General features: G+C 67.5%; 14 protein-coding genes and 1 tRNA gene. 10 read left to right on the top strand and 5 right to left on the bottom strand.

Annotated features, from left to right (window positions below; genetic code table 11):
* Positions 1-26 precede the first annotated feature (26 nt).
* From WJ16_RS11120 to WJ16_RS11105, 4 genes are all read left to right on the top strand, one after another.
* Positions 27-1,016, top strand: a complete 990-nt coding sequence (locus tag WJ16_RS11120; protein WP_069257096.1) for a YVTN family beta-propeller repeat protein — start codon at positions 27-29, stop codon at positions 1,014-1,016.
* A 16-nt stretch (positions 1,017-1,032) separates the two neighbouring features.
* Positions 1,033-2,007: a sterol desaturase family protein gene (locus WJ16_RS11115; protein WP_069257095.1), complete on the top strand. Its 975-nt coding sequence runs from the start codon at positions 1,033-1,035 to the stop codon at positions 2,005-2,007.
* Positions 2,008-2,118: 111 nt separating this feature from the next.
* Positions 2,119-2,946: an EI24 domain-containing protein gene (locus WJ16_RS11110; RefSeq protein WP_069257094.1), complete on the top strand. Its 828-nt coding sequence runs from the start codon at positions 2,119-2,121 to the stop codon at positions 2,944-2,946.
* Positions 2,943-3,758, top strand: coding sequence for a competence/damage-inducible protein A (locus tag WJ16_RS11105; RefSeq protein ID WP_069257093.1), 816 nt, complete (start codon positions 2,943-2,945; stop codon positions 3,756-3,758). Before WJ16_RS11110 ends, WJ16_RS11105 begins: the two co-directional genes overlap by 4 nt.
* Before the next feature lie 115 nt (positions 3,759-3,873).
* On the opposite strand, the gene WJ16_RS11100 is transcribed toward WJ16_RS11105, so the two are convergent.
* Positions 3,874-4,338, bottom strand: coding sequence for a rhodanese-like domain-containing protein (locus tag WJ16_RS11100; protein WP_069257092.1), 465 nt, complete (start codon positions 4,336-4,338; stop codon positions 3,874-3,876).
* Between the two features lie 406 nt (positions 4,339-4,744).
* On the opposite strand from WJ16_RS11100, the gene glnA reads away from it, so the two are divergent.
* The 4 genes from glnA (at position 4,745) to WJ16_RS11080 (ending at position 11,225) form a co-directional block, all read left to right on the top strand.
* Positions 4,745-6,160: a type I glutamate--ammonia ligase gene (gene glnA, locus WJ16_RS11095; RefSeq protein ID WP_069257091.1), complete on the top strand. Its 1,416-nt coding sequence runs from the start codon at positions 4,745-4,747 to the stop codon at positions 6,158-6,160.
* Positions 6,161-6,320: 160 nt separating this feature from the next.
* Positions 6,321-7,463: a nitrogen regulation protein NR(II) gene (glnL, locus tag WJ16_RS11090; protein WP_069257090.1), complete on the top strand. Its 1,143-nt coding sequence runs from the start codon at positions 6,321-6,323 to the stop codon at positions 7,461-7,463.
* Positions 7,464-7,509: 46 nt separating this feature from the next.
* Positions 7,510-9,021, top strand: coding sequence for a nitrogen regulation protein NR(I) (gene ntrC / locus WJ16_RS11085; RefSeq protein WP_069257089.1), 1,512 nt, complete (start codon positions 7,510-7,512; stop codon positions 9,019-9,021).
* An 89-nt stretch (positions 9,022-9,110) separates the two neighbouring features.
* Positions 9,111-11,225 (top strand): prolyl oligopeptidase family serine peptidase, encoded by a 2,115-nt coding sequence (locus tag WJ16_RS11080; protein ID WP_069257088.1) that lies wholly within the window; start codon positions 9,111-9,113, stop codon positions 11,223-11,225.
* Positions 11,226-11,248: 23 nt separating this feature from the next.
* On the opposite strand, the gene xth is transcribed toward WJ16_RS11080, so the two are convergent.
* The gene (gene xth / locus WJ16_RS11075) at positions 11,249-12,025 is read right to left on the bottom strand and encodes an exodeoxyribonuclease III (RefSeq protein ID WP_069257087.1); all 777 of its coding nucleotides are present in this window, start codon (positions 12,023-12,025) and stop codon (positions 11,249-11,251) included.
* 181 nt (positions 12,026-12,206) lie between these two features.
* On the opposite strand from xth, the gene WJ16_RS11070 reads away from it, so the two are divergent.
* Positions 12,207-12,283: transfer RNA gene (locus WJ16_RS11070), tRNA-Met, on the top strand.
* Between the two features lie 108 nt (positions 12,284-12,391).
* On the opposite strand, the gene WJ16_RS11065 is transcribed toward WJ16_RS11070, so the two are convergent.
* Positions 12,392-13,084 carry an aspartate/glutamate racemase family protein gene (locus WJ16_RS11065; RefSeq protein WP_069257086.1) on the bottom strand — a complete coding sequence of 231 codons (693 nt, stop codon included), beginning with the start codon at positions 13,082-13,084 and terminating at the stop codon, positions 12,392-12,394.
* 137 nt (positions 13,085-13,221) lie between these two features.
* Here WJ16_RS11065 and dinB point away from each other — a divergent pair, with 137 nt between their 5' ends.
* Positions 13,222-14,385 carry a DNA polymerase IV gene (gene dinB / locus WJ16_RS11060; RefSeq protein ID WP_069257085.1) on the top strand — a complete coding sequence of 388 codons (1,164 nt, stop codon included), beginning with the start codon at positions 13,222-13,224 and terminating at the stop codon, positions 14,383-14,385.
* A gap of 61 nt (positions 14,386-14,446) precedes the next feature.
* Here dinB and WJ16_RS11055 read toward each other — a convergent pair whose 3' ends face one another.
* Positions 14,447-16,534, bottom strand: a complete 2,088-nt coding sequence (locus WJ16_RS11055; protein WP_069257084.1) for a M3 family metallopeptidase — start codon at positions 16,532-16,534, stop codon at positions 14,447-14,449.
* Positions 16,535-16,774: 240 nt separating this feature from the next.
* Positions 16,775-17,635 carry a bifunctional methylenetetrahydrofolate dehydrogenase/methenyltetrahydrofolate cyclohydrolase FolD gene (gene folD / locus WJ16_RS11050; protein ID WP_069257083.1) on the bottom strand — a complete coding sequence of 287 codons (861 nt, stop codon included), beginning with the start codon at positions 17,633-17,635 and terminating at the stop codon, positions 16,775-16,777.
* Positions 17,636-17,872: the final 237 nt, after the last annotated feature.

Raw genomic sequence — 17,872 nt, 5'->3', positions numbered from 1 at the left:
ACGGTTGTTCCTCGACGTGAGTCTTCATGCGTACTTTCCTTTCCCTCGGCCGCACGCTCGCGCTGGCCGCCGCCGTACTGGCGCCCGCCGCACACGCGAATAACGTGATCGTCCTCAATTCGGCCGAAGCGACGCTTTCCCTGATCGACCAGCAGACCCGCGAGGTCGTCAGCACGATGCCGACCGGCAAGGAGCCGCATCACCTGATGGCGACGCCCGACAACACGTCGCTGATCGTCGCAAATTCGGTCTCGAACAGCCTGATGTTCCTCGATCCGAAGACGGGCAAGCTGCAGCGCACCGTCGAAGGGATCGACGATCCGTACCAGCTCGGCTTCTCGCCCGACCGCAAGTGGTTCGCGGCGGCCGGCCTGCGGCTCGACCGCGTCGACATCTACGGTTACGACGGCCGAGACCTGAAGCTCGTGAAGCGCGTGCCGCTCGCGGTGATGCCGAGCCATCTCGCGTTCACGAAGGACAGCAAGACGCTGCTCGTGTCGCTGCAGGTGTCCGGCGAGATCGCGGCGATCGACCTGCCGACGCAGACGGTCAAATGGAAGATGAAGGTCGGCAAGGTGCCGGCCGGCCTGTGGCTCACGCCGGACGACAAATACCTGCTCGTCGGGATGACCGGCGCGGATTACGTCGCGGTGGTCGACTGGCGCAACCAGAAGGTCGTCAAGCAGATCTACACGGGCAAGGGCGCGCACAATTTCCGCTCGCTCGCCGACGGCACGCACGTCGCGGTGACGAACCGCGTCGCGAACACGATCAGCATCATCGACGAGAACACGCTCACCAACGTCGGCGACATCACCGGCCTGCTGCCGGGCCCCGACGACATGGAGCTGTCCGCCGACAAGAAGACGCTGTGGGTGACGTTCCGCTTCGCGAAGAAGGTCGGGATCATCGACCTCGCGTCGCGCAAGCTGGTGCAGACGATCGCCGTGGGCCGTTCGCCGCACGGCATCTATTTCTACGACCGCGCGCCGTGGCGCGCTGCGAACGGCGCATGACGGGCGGGGGAGAGCGATGCTGCACCTGATCGATGCGTTCGTGTCGGACATCCAGACCTGGCTGTACGTCGACGTCGTGCAGCCGCTCCTCTTCAAGTTCAACCTGATGGACTATGACGAGGACACCTACGACGCGCTGTACTGGGTGATCGTCGGCGCCCTGCAGATGGTGCTGATGTTCGTGCTGCTGCGCCCGCTCGAGGCGCTGCTGCCCGTCGAGCGCTGGACGAACCGCCGGGCGGTGCGGGTCGACGTGATCTACACGGCCATCTCGAAGCTCGGCATCTACTCGCTGTTCTTCTTCTTCGCGCTGCAGCCGCTGTTCGACAACTTCCAGGCGTGGCTGCGCCTGCACGGCGTCGCGAACGTCAATCTCGACTACCTGTGGCCGGGCGTGACCTCGCAGCCGATCGTCGCGTTCGCGATCTATCTCGTCGTGCTCGATTTCGCCGGCTACTGGTATCACCGCTGGCAGCACAAGTTCGGCATCTGGTGGGAGCTGCACGCGGTGCATCACAGCCAGCGCCAGATGTCGCTGTGGTGCGACGACCGCAACCACGTGCTCGACGACGTGATCCAGTCGTGCTTTTTCGCGGCGATCGCGCTCGTGATCGGCGTGACGCCGTCGCAGTTCGTCGTGCTGACCGCGTTCACCAACTTCATGCAGAGCATTCAGCACACGAATGCGCGGCTGTCGTTCGGCTGGCTCGGCGAGCGCCTGTTCGTGAGCCCGATCTTCCACCGGCGCCACCACGCGGTCGGCTACGGCCACGAAGGCACGAAGTACGGCTGCAACTTCGGCGTGCTGTTTCCGTGGTGGGACATGATGTTCGGCACCGCGTCGTGGAACCGCACGGTCGAGCCGACCGGCATCCGCGACCAGGTCGAGGGCGTGTCCTACGGCGACGGCTTCTGGGCGCAGCACGGCCTCGCGTTCGTGCGGATCTTCCGGCGCCTGTTTCCCGCCAAGCGCGGCGCGGCATCGGCCTGATCCGGCCATTCCCCCGTTGAGCGGCTCTCCCACGCGGCCCGCATGCGCTTTGGCGCATGCGGGCCGCGTGGTTTATCCTTTCCCCGTTTTTCTCCGTCGATACAGGCTCGCATGAACGATTTGCTGCGTTCCTTCCTCCGGGCATTGGCGAGCGCACTGCATCCGCGCATGCTCTGGCTCACACTGATGCCGTTTCTGGTCTCGGCCGTCCTGTGGGGCGCCGTGCTGTGGTTCTCGTGGCAGACGCTGCTGGATCTCGCCCGCGGCGCGCTCGACGGCTTCGTGCTGACGGCCGCGCTGTATCGCGCGTTCGATGCGATCGGCATGTCGCAGCTGCATGCGGTCGTCGCGCCGTTCGTGGTCGTGTCGCTCGCGATTCCGCTGATCGTGCTGACCGTGCTGCTGCTGATCGCGACGATCTCGATGCCGGTCGTGATCAAGCACCTGTCGAACCGGCAGTTCGCGGCGCTCGAACAGAAGCGCGGCGGCACGTTCTTCGGCAGCGTGTTCAATTCGCTCGGCGCGGCGCTCGTCGGCGTCGTCGCGCTCGTCGTCACCATTCCGCTGTGGTTGATCCCACCGTTCTTCGCGCTGCTGCCGCCCGTGATCTGGGGCTGGCTCACGTACCGCGTGATGACCTACGACGCGCTCGCGCTGCATGCGAGCCGCGACGAGCGCCGCGCGCTCGTGCGGCAGCGCCGCTGGCCGCTGATCGGCATCGGCGTCGCGACCGGGCTGCTCGGCACGGTGCCGACCTTCGTGTGGGTCTCGTCGGTCTGGATGATGGTGCTGTTTCCGTTCGTCGCGGCGGCCATGATCTGGGTTTACGCTTTCATCCTCGTCTTCTCGGCGCTGTGGTTCGGGCATTACTGCCTGCGCGCGCTGGAGGACCTGCGTGCGGGTTCGCGCGCCACCGCAATCGACATGGGGCAGGCATGAGCATCGGCATCATCATCATCGGCGACGAAATCCTTTCGGGCCGCCGGCAGGACAAGCATCTGGCGAAGGTCATCGAGCTGCTCGGCGCGCGCGGCCTCGCGCTCGACTGGGCCGAATACGTCGGTGACGATCCGGCGCGCATCACGGCCACCCTCGCGCGCGCGATTGCGTCGGGAGACATCGTGTTCTCGACGGGTGGCATCGGCGCGACGCCGGACGACCACACGCGCCAGTGCGCGGCCGCCGCGCTCGGCGTGCCGCTCGAGCTGCATCCGGACGCGAAGGTGCTGATTTCCGAGCGCATCCGCGAAACGCACACCGATCCGGCCACGCCGATCGATTTCGATTCGCCGGAGAACCGGCACCGCTTCAACATGGGCGTGTTCCCGGCGGGCGCGACGATCATCCCGAACGGCTACAACAGGATTCCCGGTTTCTCGGTCGGCGACCTGCACTTCGTGCCGGGCTTCCCGGTGATGGCATGGCCGATGATCGAATGGGTGCTCGATACGAAGTACGCGCACCTGCATCATGCGACCCCGCATGCGGAGCGCTCGCTGTACGTGTTCGAACTGCCGGAATCGACGCTCACGCCGCTGATGGAGCGCATCGAGCGCGACTTCCCGGGCGTGCGCGTGTTCAGCCTGCCGAGCGTGGGCGATGCGGAGCGCGGCGGGATCTACGCGCGCCGTCACATCGACCTCGGCGTGAAGGGCGAGCCGGAAGCGGTTGCCGCCGCGTTCGTGAAACTGCGCGAAGGCGTGCATCTGCTCGGCGGCGACGTCGTCGAGCCCGACACGCCGCGCGCGTAAGCGGCCGGCCAGCCGGCCGCACCCAGGCCACGGGCCGCGCAACGCGGCCCGTCATCGGCATGTCATCGCCCGGCTCGACGATGGGGTTGTCGTCACCGGCGGGAGCAGCGTGCCGTCAGGCGCCGATCCACGGCAGTTTCCGGAAGCACCAGCCGTCGACCGTCTTGCGGTGACCTTCGGCGTCCTTCGCGCCCTCGAAGCCTTCGAGGAGGTCGAATGCCTTCGTGAAGCCGGCCTGCGCGGACGCGACCGCGGCGAGCTTCGAGCGCGCGGCGCTGCGGCACAGGAACAGGATCGGCGTATCGGCCGGGAGGGCCGCCTTCAGTTCGTCGACGAATGCGGCGTTCGGCACGCCGCCCGGGTAGCGCGTCCATTCGACGTGCAGGTACTGGCCGTCGCCGACGAGCGGGCGGCCGATCCAGTCGAGTTCGGCGCGGGTACGCACGTCGACGAGGCGCGCCGACGGGTCGAGCTGCAGCAGTTCGAATGCCTCGACCGGCAGCAGTGCGCCGGCGTAGTTGAGCGCGCCTTGTGCGCGGCGTTCGTCGGCCTTTGCGTAAAGCTGGTCGAGCGTACTCATGGCAGGGGGTCTCCGTATCGGTCAAACGAACATTCTAGCGCGGCGGTGCGCCCCGGACGCCCGCATGCGGTACGGTGCACGCGCGGCCCACGCGTTCACCAAAAGCGTGCAGAATGACGCGCATGCACCAGAATGATTCGGTTGCCGACGCGAGTGGCGAGGATTGCACCATTGCGGTGCTTTCGATGAGAAGCCGGTGCGGCGCGAAGCCCCGGAATCGCGCAGCCCGGCCCCGTCGTGGCGAGCTCTGGCGCGATTTGCGCGCAGCGTTCGCACAGGTGGCACGGAAGCTGCTTTATAGAATTCGGTCGAATCGGGGCGCGCTGCGCCAAAGCAAGACCCCGGTCAGCTCGATAAACGAGGCGGTTCCCAGTCCGCCGGAATTGTTCAATCAGGAGAAGAGGTTATGAGTAAAACCGTCGCCGACGTCATGCAGCTCGTGAAGGACGAGGACGTCAAGTTTGTCGATTTCCGCTTCACGGATACGCGCGGCAAGGAACAGCACGTGTCGGTGCCGGTTTCGGCGTTTGACGAAGACAAGTTCGAAAGCGGCCATGCATTCGACGGCTCGTCGATCGCGGGCTGGAAGGGCATCGAGGCGTCGGACATGCTGCTCATGCCGGACCCGAGCGCGGCCTTCGTCGACCCGTTCTACGAAGAGTCGACCCTCGTGCTGACCTGCGACGTGGTCGAGCCGGCCGACGGCAAGGGCTACGAGCGCGATCCGCGTTCGCTCGCGAAGCGCGGCGAAGCGTACCTGAAGAGCACGGGCATCGGCGACACGGCCTTCTTCGGTCCGGAACCGGAATTCTTCATTTTCGACTCGGTCCAGTGGAACACGGACATGTCGGGCTGCTTCGTGAAGATCAACTCGGAAGAAGCGCCGTGGTCGTCGTCCAAGGAATTCGAAGGCGGCAACACGGGCCACCGTCCGGGCACGAAGGGCGGCTACTTCCCGGTCGCACCGGTCGACACGTTCCAGGACATGCGTTCGGAAATGTGCCTGCTGCTCGAACAGCTCGGCATTCCGGTCGAAGTGCACCACCACGAAGTGGCGGGCCAAGGCCAGAACGAAATCGGCACGAAGTTCTCGACGCTGGTGCAGCGCGCCGACTGGACGCAATGGTCGAAGTACATCATCCACAACGTCGCGCACTCGTACGGCAAGACGGCGACGTTCATGCCGAAGCCGGTCGTCGGCGACAACGGTTCGGGCATGCACGTTCACCAGTCGATCTGGAAGGACGGCCAGAACCTGTTCGCGGGCAACGGCTACGCCGGCCTGTCGGAACTCGCGCTGTTCTACATCGGCGGCATCATCAAGCACGCCCGTGCACTGAACGCGATCACGAACCCGACGACGAACTCGTACAAGCGTCTGGTCCCGCACTTCGAAGCACCGGTCAAGCTCGCCTACTCGGCACGCAACCGCTCGGCATCGATCCGCATTCCGCACGTGTCGAACCCGAAGGGCCGCCGTATCGAAACGCGCTTCCCGGACCCGATGGCGAACCCGTACCTGTGCTTCACCGCGCTGATGATGGCCGGCCTCGACGGGATCCAGAACAAGATCCATCCGGGCGAAGCAGCGGACAAGAACCTGTACGACCTGCCGCCGGAAGAAGATGCAAAGATCCCGACCGTGTGCGCGGGCCTCGACCAGGCACTCGAAGCGCTCGACAAGGATCGCGAGTTCCTGACGCGCGGCGGCGTGTTCACCGACGGCATGATCGACGCGTACCTCGCGCTGAAGGAGCAGGAGCTGGCGAAGTTCCGCATGACGACGCACCCGATCGAGTTCGAGATGTACTACTCGCTCTAATCGGCGATGGCGCTTCGATTCAGCGCCGTCATGCCGGTTCGTTCCCGTCGCGCGGCCTGCGGCGGGAACGGCGGAGTCTGAAAGGGGCGGCGTCCAGCCGTCCCTTTTTTGTTCCGGCGATTTTCCTTTTCTGGCCCGTTGAGGCGCGACAGGCACGCAGATGGTTCTGAAGAATCTGATCAAGGCGAAAGCGGGGCAGCCCGAGCGACTGACGGACGACGAGCGGCTCGCGCGTTCGGGCCTGCTGGCGGGGCTCGAAGCACTGCCGACGGTCGTCATCGTGCTCGACCGCAAGACGCTGCGGATCGCGTTCGCGAACCCGTCCGCGGAGGCGATGCTCGACATCTCGCGCCGGCAGCTCGCGCAGCGGCCGTGGGGCGAGATCTTTCCGAACGCGAACGAGCTCGCGTCGACGATCACCGCGATCGGCGAGGAACGCTTTCACGCGACGCATCTCGATACCGTGCTCGACCGGCCCGGCCGCGAACCGCTGCACGTGCACGCGATCGTCGGCTTCCTCGAGACCGCGCCCGATTTCGTGCTCGTCGAGCTGTTCGAGAACGAGCGGCAGTCGCGCACCGACCGGGAAGAGCGCATCCACGACCTGACCGCGGTCAACAAGCAGCTGATCCGCAACCTCGCGCACGAGATCAAGAACCCGCTCGGCGGCATTCGCGGCGCGGCCCAGCTGCTCGAATTCGAACTCGGCGAGCGCGAGCGCGGCGAGTTGCGCGAATACACGCAGGTGATCATCAAGGAGTCCGACCGACTGCAGACGCTCGTCGACCGGTTGCTGGAGCCGCACCGGCATCCGCACATCGTCGGCGACGTGAACATTCATGAAGTATGCGAACGCGTGCGCGCGGTGATGCTCGCGGAATTCCCGCGCGGGCTCACGATCGAGCGCGACTACGACGTGAGCGTGCCGGACCTGCGCGGCGACAAGGAGCAACTGATCCAGGCGCTGCTCAACATCGTGCGCAATGCCGCGCAGGCGCTGCGCGAACGGATCGCGCAGGGCGACGCGAAGATCGAGCTGCGCACGCGCATCGCGCGCAAGGTGACGATCGCGAAGCGCCTGTACCGGCTGGCACTGGACTTGCACGTGATCGACAACGGGCCCGGCATTCCGGAAGAGATCCGCGACCGGATCTTCTACCCGCTCGTGTCCGGGCGCGACGACGGCAGCGGCCTCGGCCTCACGCTCGCGCAGACGTTCGTGCAGCAGCACGACGGGATGATCGAGGTCGAAAGCCGGCCCGGACGTACCGAATTTCAGATCCTGCTGCCGCTCGATCACTGAGCGGCGGCATGGCGATTCACCGGATTTACCCATACCTGACCGACCTATGAAGCCGATCTGGATAGTAGACGACGACCAATCGATCCGCTGGGTGCTCGAAAAGGCGCTCGCCCGCGACAGTTTCGCGACGAAGAGTTTCGCGAACGTGCGTGACGCGCTGGCCGCGCTCGACCACGAGACACCGCAGGTGCTCGTATCCGACATCCGGATGCCGGGCGGCTCGGGCCTCGAGTTGCTGCAGGCGATGCACGAGCGGCTGCCGGGCCTGCCCGTCATCATCATGACGGCGTTCTCCGATCTCGACAGCGCCGTCGCGGCGTTCCAGGGCGGCGCGTTCGAATATCTCGCGAAGCCGTTCGACGTCGACAAGGCGGTCGAGCTGATCCGCCGCGCGGTCGAGGAAAGCCTGCGCGGCGGCGCGCCGCAGGACGAGCGCGTGGCCGAGGCGCCCGAGATGCTCGGCCAGGCGCCCGCGATGCAGGACATGTTCCGCGCGATCGGCCGCCTGTCCCACTCGGCCGCGACCGTGCTGATCACCGGCGAATCGGGCACCGGCAAGGAGCTCGTCGCGCGTGCGCTGCACCGTCACAGCCCGCGGGCGAACGGGCCGTTCATCGCGCTGAACACCGCGGCGATTCCGAAGGACCTGCTCGAATCCGAGCTGTTCGGCCATGAGCGCGGCGCATTCACCGGCGCGCAGACCACGCGGCAGGGCCGCTTCGAGCAGGCGGAGAACGGCACGCTGTTCCTCGACGAAATCGGCGACATGCCGTTCGACCTGCAGACGCGCCTGTTGCGCGTGCTGTCGGACGGGCAGTTCTACCGGGTCGGCGGACACAACCCGCTGCGCGCGAACGTGCGCGTGATCGCCGCGACGCACCAGAATCTCGAATCGCGCGTGCGGCAGGGGCTGTTCCGCGAGGACCTTTACCACCGCCTCAACGTGATCCGGCTGCGCCTGCCGCCGCTGCGCGAACGCAGCGAGGACATCGCGCTGCTCACGCGCCACTTCCTGCAGAAGAGCGCGCGCGATCTCGGCGTCGAGCCGAAGCGCGTGTCCGACGAAGCGCTCGCGTACCTCACGTCGCTGCAGTTTCCCGGCAACGTGCGCCAGCTCGAGAACCTCGCGAACTGGCTGACCGTGATGGCGCCCGCGCAGACGGTCGAGATCAAGGACCTGCCGCCCGACCTCGTGCCGTCCGGCGCGCCGGTGGCCGCGACGGGCGACGGGGCGGACCTGCACGGCAGCGGGACGGCGCTCGCGCAACCGGCGACCGGCATGGCGCCGGTTGCGGCCTTGCCCGTCGCGGCCGCGCCGAACGGCAGCGCGCCGGCCGGCTATCCGCTGTGGGAGCACGGCCTGCGCACCGAGGTGGCACGCCTGTTGCGCGAGAACTCGTCCGACGTGATGGACGAACTCGCACGCCGCTTCGAGGCGGCCGTGATCCGCGAGGCGCTCGACTTCACGCGCGGGCGCAAGGTCGAGGCCGCGGAGCGACTCGGCATCGGCCGCAACACGATCACGCGCAAGATCCAGGAGCTCCATCTGGAGCCCTGAGCACGATTCGCGGCATGCGCACGCTTCGCGCATGCCGCGATCGGACATAATCGCGGTTTGCACGCCGTTTGCCATTCCGCCCATCCGCAATGTCCGATTCCTTCCGCTGGCCCGCCGGGGCCGACCCGTTCCGTTTCCTCGAAGCGCTCGACAGCAAGCGCGCCCGCACGTGGGTCGACGAGCAGAATGCGCGCACGCGCGCCGCGCTGCGCGACGACGACGCGTATCGCGCGCTGACGGCGCGCCTCGCGAAAGCGTACCTGCCGCGCGAACGCCCGGTGATTCCCACCCGCTGGCGCGACTGGGCCTACGACCTGTGGCAGGACGATCTCCATCCGAAGGGGCTGTGGCGCCGCGCGCGCTGGGACGACTGGCGCGCGGGACAACCGGCGTGGGAAACGCTGCTCGACGTCGACGCGCTCGGCGCGCAGGAGGGCGAATCGTGGGTGTTCGAGCAGGACGCGATCCTGTATCCGGACGGCGATCGCGCGCTGCTGTCGCTGTCGCCGGGCGGCGCCGACGCGGTCGTCGTGCGCGAATTCGATCTCGTCGAACGCCGTTTCGTCGACGGCGGCTTCACGATCGACGAGCCGGGTCATCACACGGTCGGCTGGATCGATCGCGATACCGTCTACGTGAGCTGGGATCGCGGCGAAGCGCACGCGACCGCGGCCGGCTATCCGTATGAAGCGCGGCGCTGGGTGCGCGGCACGGCGCTCGCCGATGCGCCCGTCGTCTTTAGCGGCGAACCCGACGACATCAGCGCGGGCGCCGGTTTCGATCCGGTCGACAAGCGTCACGTCGCATGGCGCAGCGTCGATTTCTTCGACGCGCATGCATATCGTCTGACGGACGCGGGCGAGTGGGCGCGCTACGACGTGCCGACCCATGTCGAGGTCGGGTTCTGGGAAGGCTGGCTCGTGCTGGAGCCGCGCCTCGACTGGGAGTGCGACGGGGTGCGCCATGCGGGCGGCTCGCTGCTCGCGATCCGCGAGCAGGCGTTCCTCGCCGGGTCGCGCGCATTCACGACGCTGTTCGCGCCGCAGCCGTCGACGTCCGCGTGCACGTGGACCCACACACGCACGACGCTGATCGCGAGCTGGCTCGACGACGTGCACAACCGCACGATGCTGTGGCAGCCGCGACAGGCCGACGACGGCACGTGGACGTGGGACGCGCGGCCGTTCGAGTGGCCGGGGCCGGCCGATGCGCAGATCGATATCGAGCCCGTCGAGCCGACGCTGAACGACGAGATCTACGTGGACGTCGACACGTATCTCGATCCGCCCGAATGCTGGCTCGCCGATCTTGCGGATCGCGCGGACGATGCGCGGTCGCGCCGCGTGCTGCTCGACCGGCCGCCGGTGCAGTTCGACGCGGCCGGGCTCGTCGTGCGCCGCGCGAGCGCGCGCTCGCGGGACGGCACGATGGTGCCGTACACGCTGATCGGGCCGCGCGACGCACTCGACGTACCGGAAGGCGGCGCGCGTGTCGCGCGGCCGTGCCTGCTGTCGGGCTATGGCGGTTTTGCGATCCCGAACCTGCCGGGCTACAGCGATGCGTTCGGTATCGGCTGGCTCGAGCGCGGCGGCGTGATGGCGTTCGCGCACATCCGCGGCGGCGGCGAGTTCGGGCCGCGCTGGCACGTCGATGCGCAGCGCGAACATCGTCAGCGTTCATTCGACGATTTCATCGCGGTGGCCGAGGATCTGGTCGCGACCGGCGTGACGAGCGCCGCGCAGCTCGGCATCGAGGGCGGCAGCAACGGCGGGTTGCTGGTCGCCGCGTGCATGGTGCAGCGGCCGGCGCTGTTCGGCGCGGTGCTCTGTCGCGTGCCGCTGCTCGACATGCGGCGCTATCCGAAGCTGCACGCGGGCGCCGCATGGCTCGACGAATACGGCGACCCGGACGATCCGCGCGAAGGCGCGGCGCTGGCCGCGTACTCGCCGTATCACCAGGTGCGCGAAGGCGTCGCGTATCCGCCGCTGCTGCTGACTACCTCGACGCGCGACGACCGCGTGCATCCCGCGCACGCGCGCAAGATGGCCGCGCGCATGCATGCGCTCGGTCACGAACGGGTGTGGTACTGGGAGAATACCGACGGCGGCCACGGCAGCGCCGACGATCTGGAACGCGCGCAAGCCGATGCGGCCGAATTCGGGTTCCTGTGGGCCCATCTCGGGCCGGCGTCCGCGCGGCGCTGAATGCGCGCGGGCGGTTCGAACGATCAGCCGACGATCGCGACGACGGGCGTGTGGTCGGACGGCTGTTCCCACGTACGCGGCGTGCGATCGACGACGCACGACGTGCACGTGTTGGCGAGCGCCGGCGACAGTAGTACGTGGTCGATGCGCAGCCCCGCGTTGCGGCGGAACGCCATCATCCGGTAGTCCCACCACGTGAAGGTCTTCTCCGGCTGCTCGAAGCGGCGGAACGCATCGACGAAGCCGAGTTCGATCAGTTGCGCGAAGTGCGCGCGTTCCTGCGGCGACACGAGGTTCTGGCCTTCCCATTTCGCGGGGTCGTGCACGTCGCGGTCTTCCGGCGCGATGTTGTAGTCGCCGAGCAGCGCGAGCTTCGGGTAGCGCTGCAGCTCGGTACGCAGCCACGCCTGCAGCGCGTCGAGCCACTGCATCTTGTAGACGAACTTGTCGGAGTCGGGCGCCTGGCCGTTCGGAAAGTAGGCGGACACGATGCGGATGCCGTCGACCGTCGCGGTGACCACGCGCTGCTGCGGATCGTCGAAGCCGGGAATGTTGCGCACGATGTCCGACTCGTCGACGGACAGCGTGTCGCGCGCGAGGATCGCGACGCCGTTGTAGGTCTTCTGGCCCGTGAACCAGCTGCGGTAGCCGGCCGCTTCGAGCTCGGCGCGCGGGAATTTCTCATCCGGCAGCTTCAGTTCCTGCAGGCACAGCACGTCGGTTCCGCTGTGCGCGAGCCAGTCGAGCACGTGCTGCTTGCGGACGTTGAGCGAGTTGACGTTCCAAGTTGCGATTTTCATGAACGGGAGTGTGCGTGCGGGGTGAATGCGAAGGCCGCCATCTTACCGCGAGCCCGCGGTGCGAACGCGCATCGTGCGGCGCGGGGGAGGGGCCTCACGCGGCCGCGTCGATCGACGAAGAAGAAATTGTGACAAAAGGATTGACGTGAGTGCTTCCTTACCCTATAATTTATTTCTCTGACGCGGGGTGGAGCAGTCTGGCAGCTCGTCGGGCTCATAACCCGAAGGTCGTAGGTTCAAATCCTACCCCCGCAACCAAGCACACCAGACGATGTGCAGCGCAAATGACCGATGCGCGCTTCGTCGACAAGAACCCGGCTCCGTGCCGGGTTTTTTGTTTTCCGCGCGCCGAGCGCGCCATCGCGGTTACCGCGCGGCCCACTCCACGGCCGCCTGCGCATGCAGCGCGGTCGTATCGAATACCGGCAGCGGCGAGTCGTCCGCGCCGATCAGCAGCGTGATTTCCGTGCAGCCGAGAATCACGGCCTGCGCGCCGCGCCGGGCCAGCGCCTCGATGATCGTCACGTACGTCGCGCGCGATTCCGGCGAAATGATGCCGTGGCACAGCTCGTCGTAGATGATCCGGTGCACGTCGTCGCGCCCGCGTTCGTCCGGCACGAGCACGTCCAGCCCGAAGGTGTCGCGCAACCGCTCCGCGTAGAACGGCAGCTCCATCGTGTAGCGCGTGCCGAGCAGCGCGACGCGCTGGACGCCGGCCTCGCGCAGCGCGGTGCCGGTCGGGTCGGCGATGTGCAGGAACGGCAGTTTGACCGCGGCTTCGATCGCATCGCACACGCGATGCATCGTATTGGTCGTCAGGACGACGAGATCGGCGCCGGCCGCTTCGAGCTGCCGCGCGGCGCCGGCCATCCGCTCGCCGAGCGCGGCCCAGTCGTGCGTGCGCTGCAGCGCCTCGATTTCCGCGAAATCGACCGTGACCAGCACGCTCTTCGCGTTGTGGTGCCCGCCGTGCAGCGCCTTCGAATGGCGGTTGATCATCCGGTAATACTCGGCCGACGATTCCCAGCTCATTCCACCGATCAGTCCGATCGTCTTCATCCGTCACCTTTGCGTTTCGTGTATTGCGGCACACGAGTATAGGCGCCGCTGCCCGCGCCCGGCCGGTACGATCCGCGCAAGGCGGGCCGGTACGGCGCAGCCGGGCAGGGCCGCACGCGACAGTTGAAACCGGCACTGTGTTTTTGTACAGTATCGGCACCGTGAACCCGACCATCATTCCGCCTGTCGAACCGCACGCGCCGCCGCCCGGCGACGCGCTGCCGCGCATGCGCAAGATCATTCATTGCGACTGCGACTGCTTCTACGCGTCGGTCGAGATGCGCGACGACCCGTCGCTGCGCAACCGCCCGCTCGCGGTCGGCGGCCGGCCCGACCAGCGCGGCGTGATCGCGACCTGCAATTACGAGGCGCGGCGCTACGGCGTGCATTCGGCGATGTCGTCGGCGCTGGCGATGCGCAAGTGCCCGGAGCTGCTGATCCTGCCGTCCGCGATGGACAAGTACCGCGCGGCGTCGCGGCAGATCATGGCGATCTACCGCGACTACACGCCGGACGTCGAGCCGCTGTCGCTCGACGAGGCGTACCTCGACGTCACCGGGTCGGAGCGCTGCCAGGGCAGCGCGACGCTGATTGCGCGCGAGATTCGCCAGCGCGTGTACGACACGGTCGGCGTCACCGTCTCGGCGGGCGTCGCGCCGAACAAGTTCATCGCGAAGATCGCGTCCGACTGGAACAAGCCGGACGGCCTGTTCGTCGTGCGGCCGCACGAGATCGACGCGTTCGTTGCGGCGCTGCCGGTGCGCAAGCTGCACGGCGTCGGCAAGGTGACGGCCACGCGGCTCGACCGGCTCGGCATCCAGACCTGCGCGCAGTTGCGCGACTGGCCGCTGATCGACCTGCACCGCGAATTCGGCGCGTTCGGGCGGCGGCTGTACGAGCTGTCGCGCGGCATCGACGAGCGGCCCGTGCAGGCCGACCAGGAGCGCAAGTCGGTCAGCGTCGAGACGACCTACGTGACCGACCTGACGACGCTCGAGCAATGCGCGGACGAAATCCGCCGCCTCGTCGTGCAGCTCGACGCGCGGATCGAACGGGCGGGCGCCGCGCGGTCGATCCGCAAGCTGTACGTGAAGATCCGCTTCGCCGATTTCCAGCGCACGACGGTCGAGTGCGTGGCCGATGCGACGAATGCGGACACGGCCGTCACGCTGCTCGCGAAGGGGCTGCAACGGCGCGCGCAGGCGGTGCGGTTGCTCGGCGTCGGCGTGCGCATCGACGAGGATACGGCCGCGCGCCACGGGCAGTTCTCGTTGTTCGACGACGAATCCTCCGCGCCATGAAAAAGGCACCGCCGAAGCGGTGCCTTTGCGGGCATGCAGCCGAACGGGCCGTGCGGCGCGCTCAGTGCGCGGGCGCGGTCATCCCGTTGTGGCGCAGCAGCGCGTCGATCTGCGGTTCGCGGCCGCGGAACGCCTTGAACGAATCCATCGCCGGACGGCTGCCGCCGACCTCGAGGATTTCGCGGCGATAGCGCGTGCCGGTCGCCGCATCGAGCACGCTACCGCTCGCGGCGGCCGCTTCCTCGAACGCCGCGTACGCGTCGGCCGACAGCACCTCGGCCCATTTGTAGCTGTAGTAGCCGGCCGCGTAGCCGCCCGCGAAGATGTGGCTGAACGTGTTCGGCCAGCGCGAGAACGCCGCTTGCGGGATCACGTGGTAGCGCTCGTTGATCTCGCGCGCGAACGCGGTCACGTCGGTAGCGCCGGCCGGGTCGAAGTCGACGTGCAGCAGCATGTCGAACATCGAGAACACGATCTGGCGCAGCGTGCCGAGCCCGCTCTGGAAGTTCTTCGCGGCGATCATCTTGTCGAACAGCTCGCGCGGCAGCGCGGCGCCCGTGTCGACGTGCGACGACATCGACGACAGCACGTCCCATTCCCAGCAGAAGTTTTCCATGAACTGCGACGGCAGCTCGACCGCATCCCATTCGACGCCGTTGATGCCCGACACGCCGAGTTCGTCGACGCGCGTGAGCATGTGGTGCAGCCCGTGGCCGAATTCATGGAACAGCGTGATGACTTCGTCGTGCGTGAAGCATGCGGGCTTGCCGCCGACCGGCGCCGAGAAGTTGCAGGTGAGATAGGCGACCGGCGTCTGCACGCTGCTGCCGCGCTTCGCGCGCGAACGCGCATCGTCCATCCATGCGCCGCCGCGCTTGCCTTCGCGTGCGTACAGGTCGAGATAGAACTGCGCGACGAGCGAGCCGTCGCGGTTCTCGACGCGGAAGAACCGCACGTCCTTGTGCCACACCGGCGCGTCGTCCGGCTTGATCCGCACGCCGAACAGCGTTTCGGTGACGGTGAACAGGCCCTTCAGCGCGGCCGGTTCCGGGAAATACTGCTTGACCTCGTTTTCCGAGAACGCGTAGCGCTGCTGGCGCAGCTTCTCGGCTGCGTACGCGACGTCCCACGGCGCGAGTTCGGCGAGGCCGAGTTCCTTCGCGGCAAACGTGCGCAGTTCGTCCCAGTCCTTGTCCGCGTGCGGGCGCGCGCGTGTCGCGAGATCCTCGAGGAACGCGATCACCTGCTGCGGCGACTCGGCCATCTTCGGCGCGAGCGACACTTCGGCGAAGTTGCGGTAGCCGAGCATCTGCGCCTCTTCGCGGCGCAGCTTCAGCGCATCGATGACGATCTTCGTGTTGTTCCATTCGGCCTTGCCGTCGCCGTACTGCGGCCCGAGTTCCGACGCGCGCGTCGCATAGGCGCGGTAGAGCGTCTCGCGCAGCGCGCGGTTGTCGGCGTATTGCAGCACCGGGAAGTACGACGGGAAGTGCAGCGTGAACTTCCAGCCTGCCTTGCCGTCCTTTTGCGCGGCTTCGCGGGCGGCCTCGATCGCGTCGCCGGGCAGGCCGGCCAGTTCGGCTTCGTCCTGCACGACGTACGCGTACGCATTGGTCGCATCGAGCACGTGATCGGAGAATGCCTTCGACAGCGCGGCCTGCTGTTCCTGCAGTTCCGCGAAGCGCGGCTTCCGGTCCTCGGGCAGCTCGGCGCCCGACAGGCGGAAATCGCGCAGCGCGTTGTCGAGGATCTTCTTGCGTTCGGCGGACAGCGTCGCGTATTCGGCGCTCGCGGCGATCGCCTTGTACTTCTCGTACAGCGCGAGGTTCTGGCCGACGCTCGACCAGAATTCGGTCACGCGCGGCAGGTTCTCCCCGTAGGCGGCGCGCAGTTCCGGCGTATCGGCGACCGCGTTCAGGTGGCCGACGATGCCCCACGCGCGGCCGAGCGGTTCCGTCGCATGCTCGACCGTCTCGACGACGTCGGCCCAGGTTGCCGGCGTCGCGGCCGCGCTTGCCGTCTCGACCGCGCGGTTGGCGGCATCGAGCAGCGTGTCGAGCGCGGGCGTCACGTGTTCCGGGCGGATCTCGCCGAAGCGGGGCAGGCCCGAGAAATCGAGCAGCGGGTTGGTGTTGGCGCTGGCGGACATAAGACTCCCTGTCTGTTGCCGGATGAACCGGAGTGAAAAGGGTAAGGCGCGCAAGACGACGCGGCGCCCGATATCGACATTATTGGGGCGCATCGCGCGCTTTCCAATCGTTAGTTTCTAACGACGCGATTGACGCGGGGTCGAATACGGAGCGGGGTGCCGGGCGGCGCGAGCGGGGCGCGGTGCGCCTCGGCGAGGGGCCGGCACGCGCCATCGCGCGCCGGCTGCAGGGGAAAGGGGTCAGGCGGCCGCGTCGGCGGCGCGTTCGGCCGATTCGATCGTGTTGATCAGCAGCATCGTGATGGTCATCGGGCCGACGCCGCCCGGCACCGGCGTGATGTGGCCGGCCACTTCCTTCACGCCGGCGAAGTCGACGTCGCCGCACAGCTTGCCCGCGTCGTCGCGGTTCATGCCGACGTCGATCACCGTCGCGCCCGGCTTCACCATGTCGGCGGTCAGGATGTTGCGCTTGCCGACCGCGGCGACGACGATGTCGGCCTCGCGCGTGTGCGCGGCGAGGTCACGCGTCTTGCTGTGGCAGATCGTCACGGTCGCGCCGGCGTCGAGCAGCATCATCGCCATCGGCTTGCCGACGATGTTCGAGCGGCCGATCACGACCGCGTTCGCGCCCTGCAGCGCGATGCCGTACGCGTCGAACATCTTCATCACGCCGTACGGCGTGCACGGGCGGAACAGCGGCTTGCCCGTCATCAGCGCGCCGGCGTTCGCGACGTGGAAGCCGTCGACGTCCTTCTCCGGCGCGATCGCCTCGATCACCTTGTGGCTGTCGATGTGCGCGGGCAGCGGCAGCTGGACGAGGATGCCGTGGATCTTCGGGTCGCGGTTCAGTTCGTCGATGCGCGCGAGCAGGTCGGCTTCCGACAGCGTGGCCGGGTACGCATCCTTCTGCGAGAAGAAACCGTTGTCCTCGCACGCCTTGATCTTGTTGCGCACGTAGACTTCGCTCGCCGGGTTGGCGCCGACGAGGATCACCGCGAGACCGGGCTGGTGGCCGCGTGCGGTCAGGGCGGCGGCGCGTTCGGCGGCCTGGGCGCGCAGGGTCTTCGAAAGGGCGTTGCCGTCGATGAGGAGGGCTGTCATGGTGGTGGTCCTGCCGGGAAGTTGGAATGCGGTCGTGCGACGCGCGAAGCGTCGCAGCAAAGCACGCGATTATACCGTTCGCCTGCTGCCGTCCGACAGCGAATACGCAGGAAGCGTCATGGCCGCGGCGCGTCGCGCCGGGAGGAAAGGCCGCCGCCGCGCAAGCGGGCCGCAATCGCGCGGCGGCGGCACGCCGTTCGCAGGCCGGGCGGGCAGCGCCGCCGCGGCCGGCATCGA

It is taken from the genome of Burkholderia metallica (genome assembly GCF_001718555.1).
Taxonomy (GTDB): domain Bacteria; phylum Pseudomonadota; class Gammaproteobacteria; order Burkholderiales; family Burkholderiaceae; genus Burkholderia; species Burkholderia metallica.
This window is presented reverse-complemented; position numbering and strand designations above follow the sequence as displayed.

What these genes read in the sequence shown, in the direction of transcription:
- WJ16_RS11120 (WP_069257096.1), top strand. Translation starts at nt 27, where the DNA reads ATGCGTACTTTCCTTTCCCTCGGCCGCACGCTCGCGCTGGCCGCCGCC.
- WJ16_RS11115 (WP_069257095.1), top strand. Translation starts at nt 1,033, where the DNA reads ATGCTGCACCTGATCGATGCGTTCGTGTCGGACATCCAGACCTGGCTG.
- WJ16_RS11110 (WP_069257094.1), top strand. Translation starts at nt 2,119, where the DNA reads ATGAACGATTTGCTGCGTTCCTTCCTCCGGGCATTGGCGAGCGCACTG.
- WJ16_RS11105 (WP_069257093.1), top strand. Translation starts at nt 2,943, where the DNA reads ATGAGCATCGGCATCATCATCATCGGCGACGAAATCCTTTCGGGCCGC.
- WJ16_RS11100 (WP_069257092.1), bottom strand. Translation starts at nt 4,338, where the DNA reads ATGAGTACGCTCGACCAGCTTTACGCAAAGGCCGACGAACGCCGCGCA.
- glnA (WP_069257091.1), top strand. Translation starts at nt 4,745, where the DNA reads ATGAGTAAAACCGTCGCCGACGTCATGCAGCTCGTGAAGGACGAGGAC.
- glnL (WP_069257090.1), top strand. Translation starts at nt 6,321, where the DNA reads ATGGTTCTGAAGAATCTGATCAAGGCGAAAGCGGGGCAGCCCGAGCGA.
- ntrC (WP_069257089.1), top strand. Translation starts at nt 7,510, where the DNA reads ATGAAGCCGATCTGGATAGTAGACGACGACCAATCGATCCGCTGGGTG.
- WJ16_RS11080 (WP_069257088.1), top strand. Translation starts at nt 9,111, where the DNA reads ATGTCCGATTCCTTCCGCTGGCCCGCCGGGGCCGACCCGTTCCGTTTC.
- xth (WP_069257087.1), bottom strand. Translation starts at nt 12,025, where the DNA reads ATGAAAATCGCAACTTGGAACGTCAACTCGCTCAACGTCCGCAAGCAG.
- WJ16_RS11065 (WP_069257086.1), bottom strand. Translation starts at nt 13,084, where the DNA reads ATGAAGACGATCGGACTGATCGGTGGAATGAGCTGGGAATCGTCGGCC.
- WJ16_RS11055 (WP_069257084.1), bottom strand. Translation starts at nt 16,534, where the DNA reads ATGTCCGCCAGCGCCAACACCAACCCGCTGCTCGATTTCTCGGGCCTG.
- folD (WP_069257083.1), bottom strand. Translation starts at nt 17,635, where the DNA reads ATGACAGCCCTCCTCATCGACGGCAACGCCCTTTCGAAGACCCTGCGC.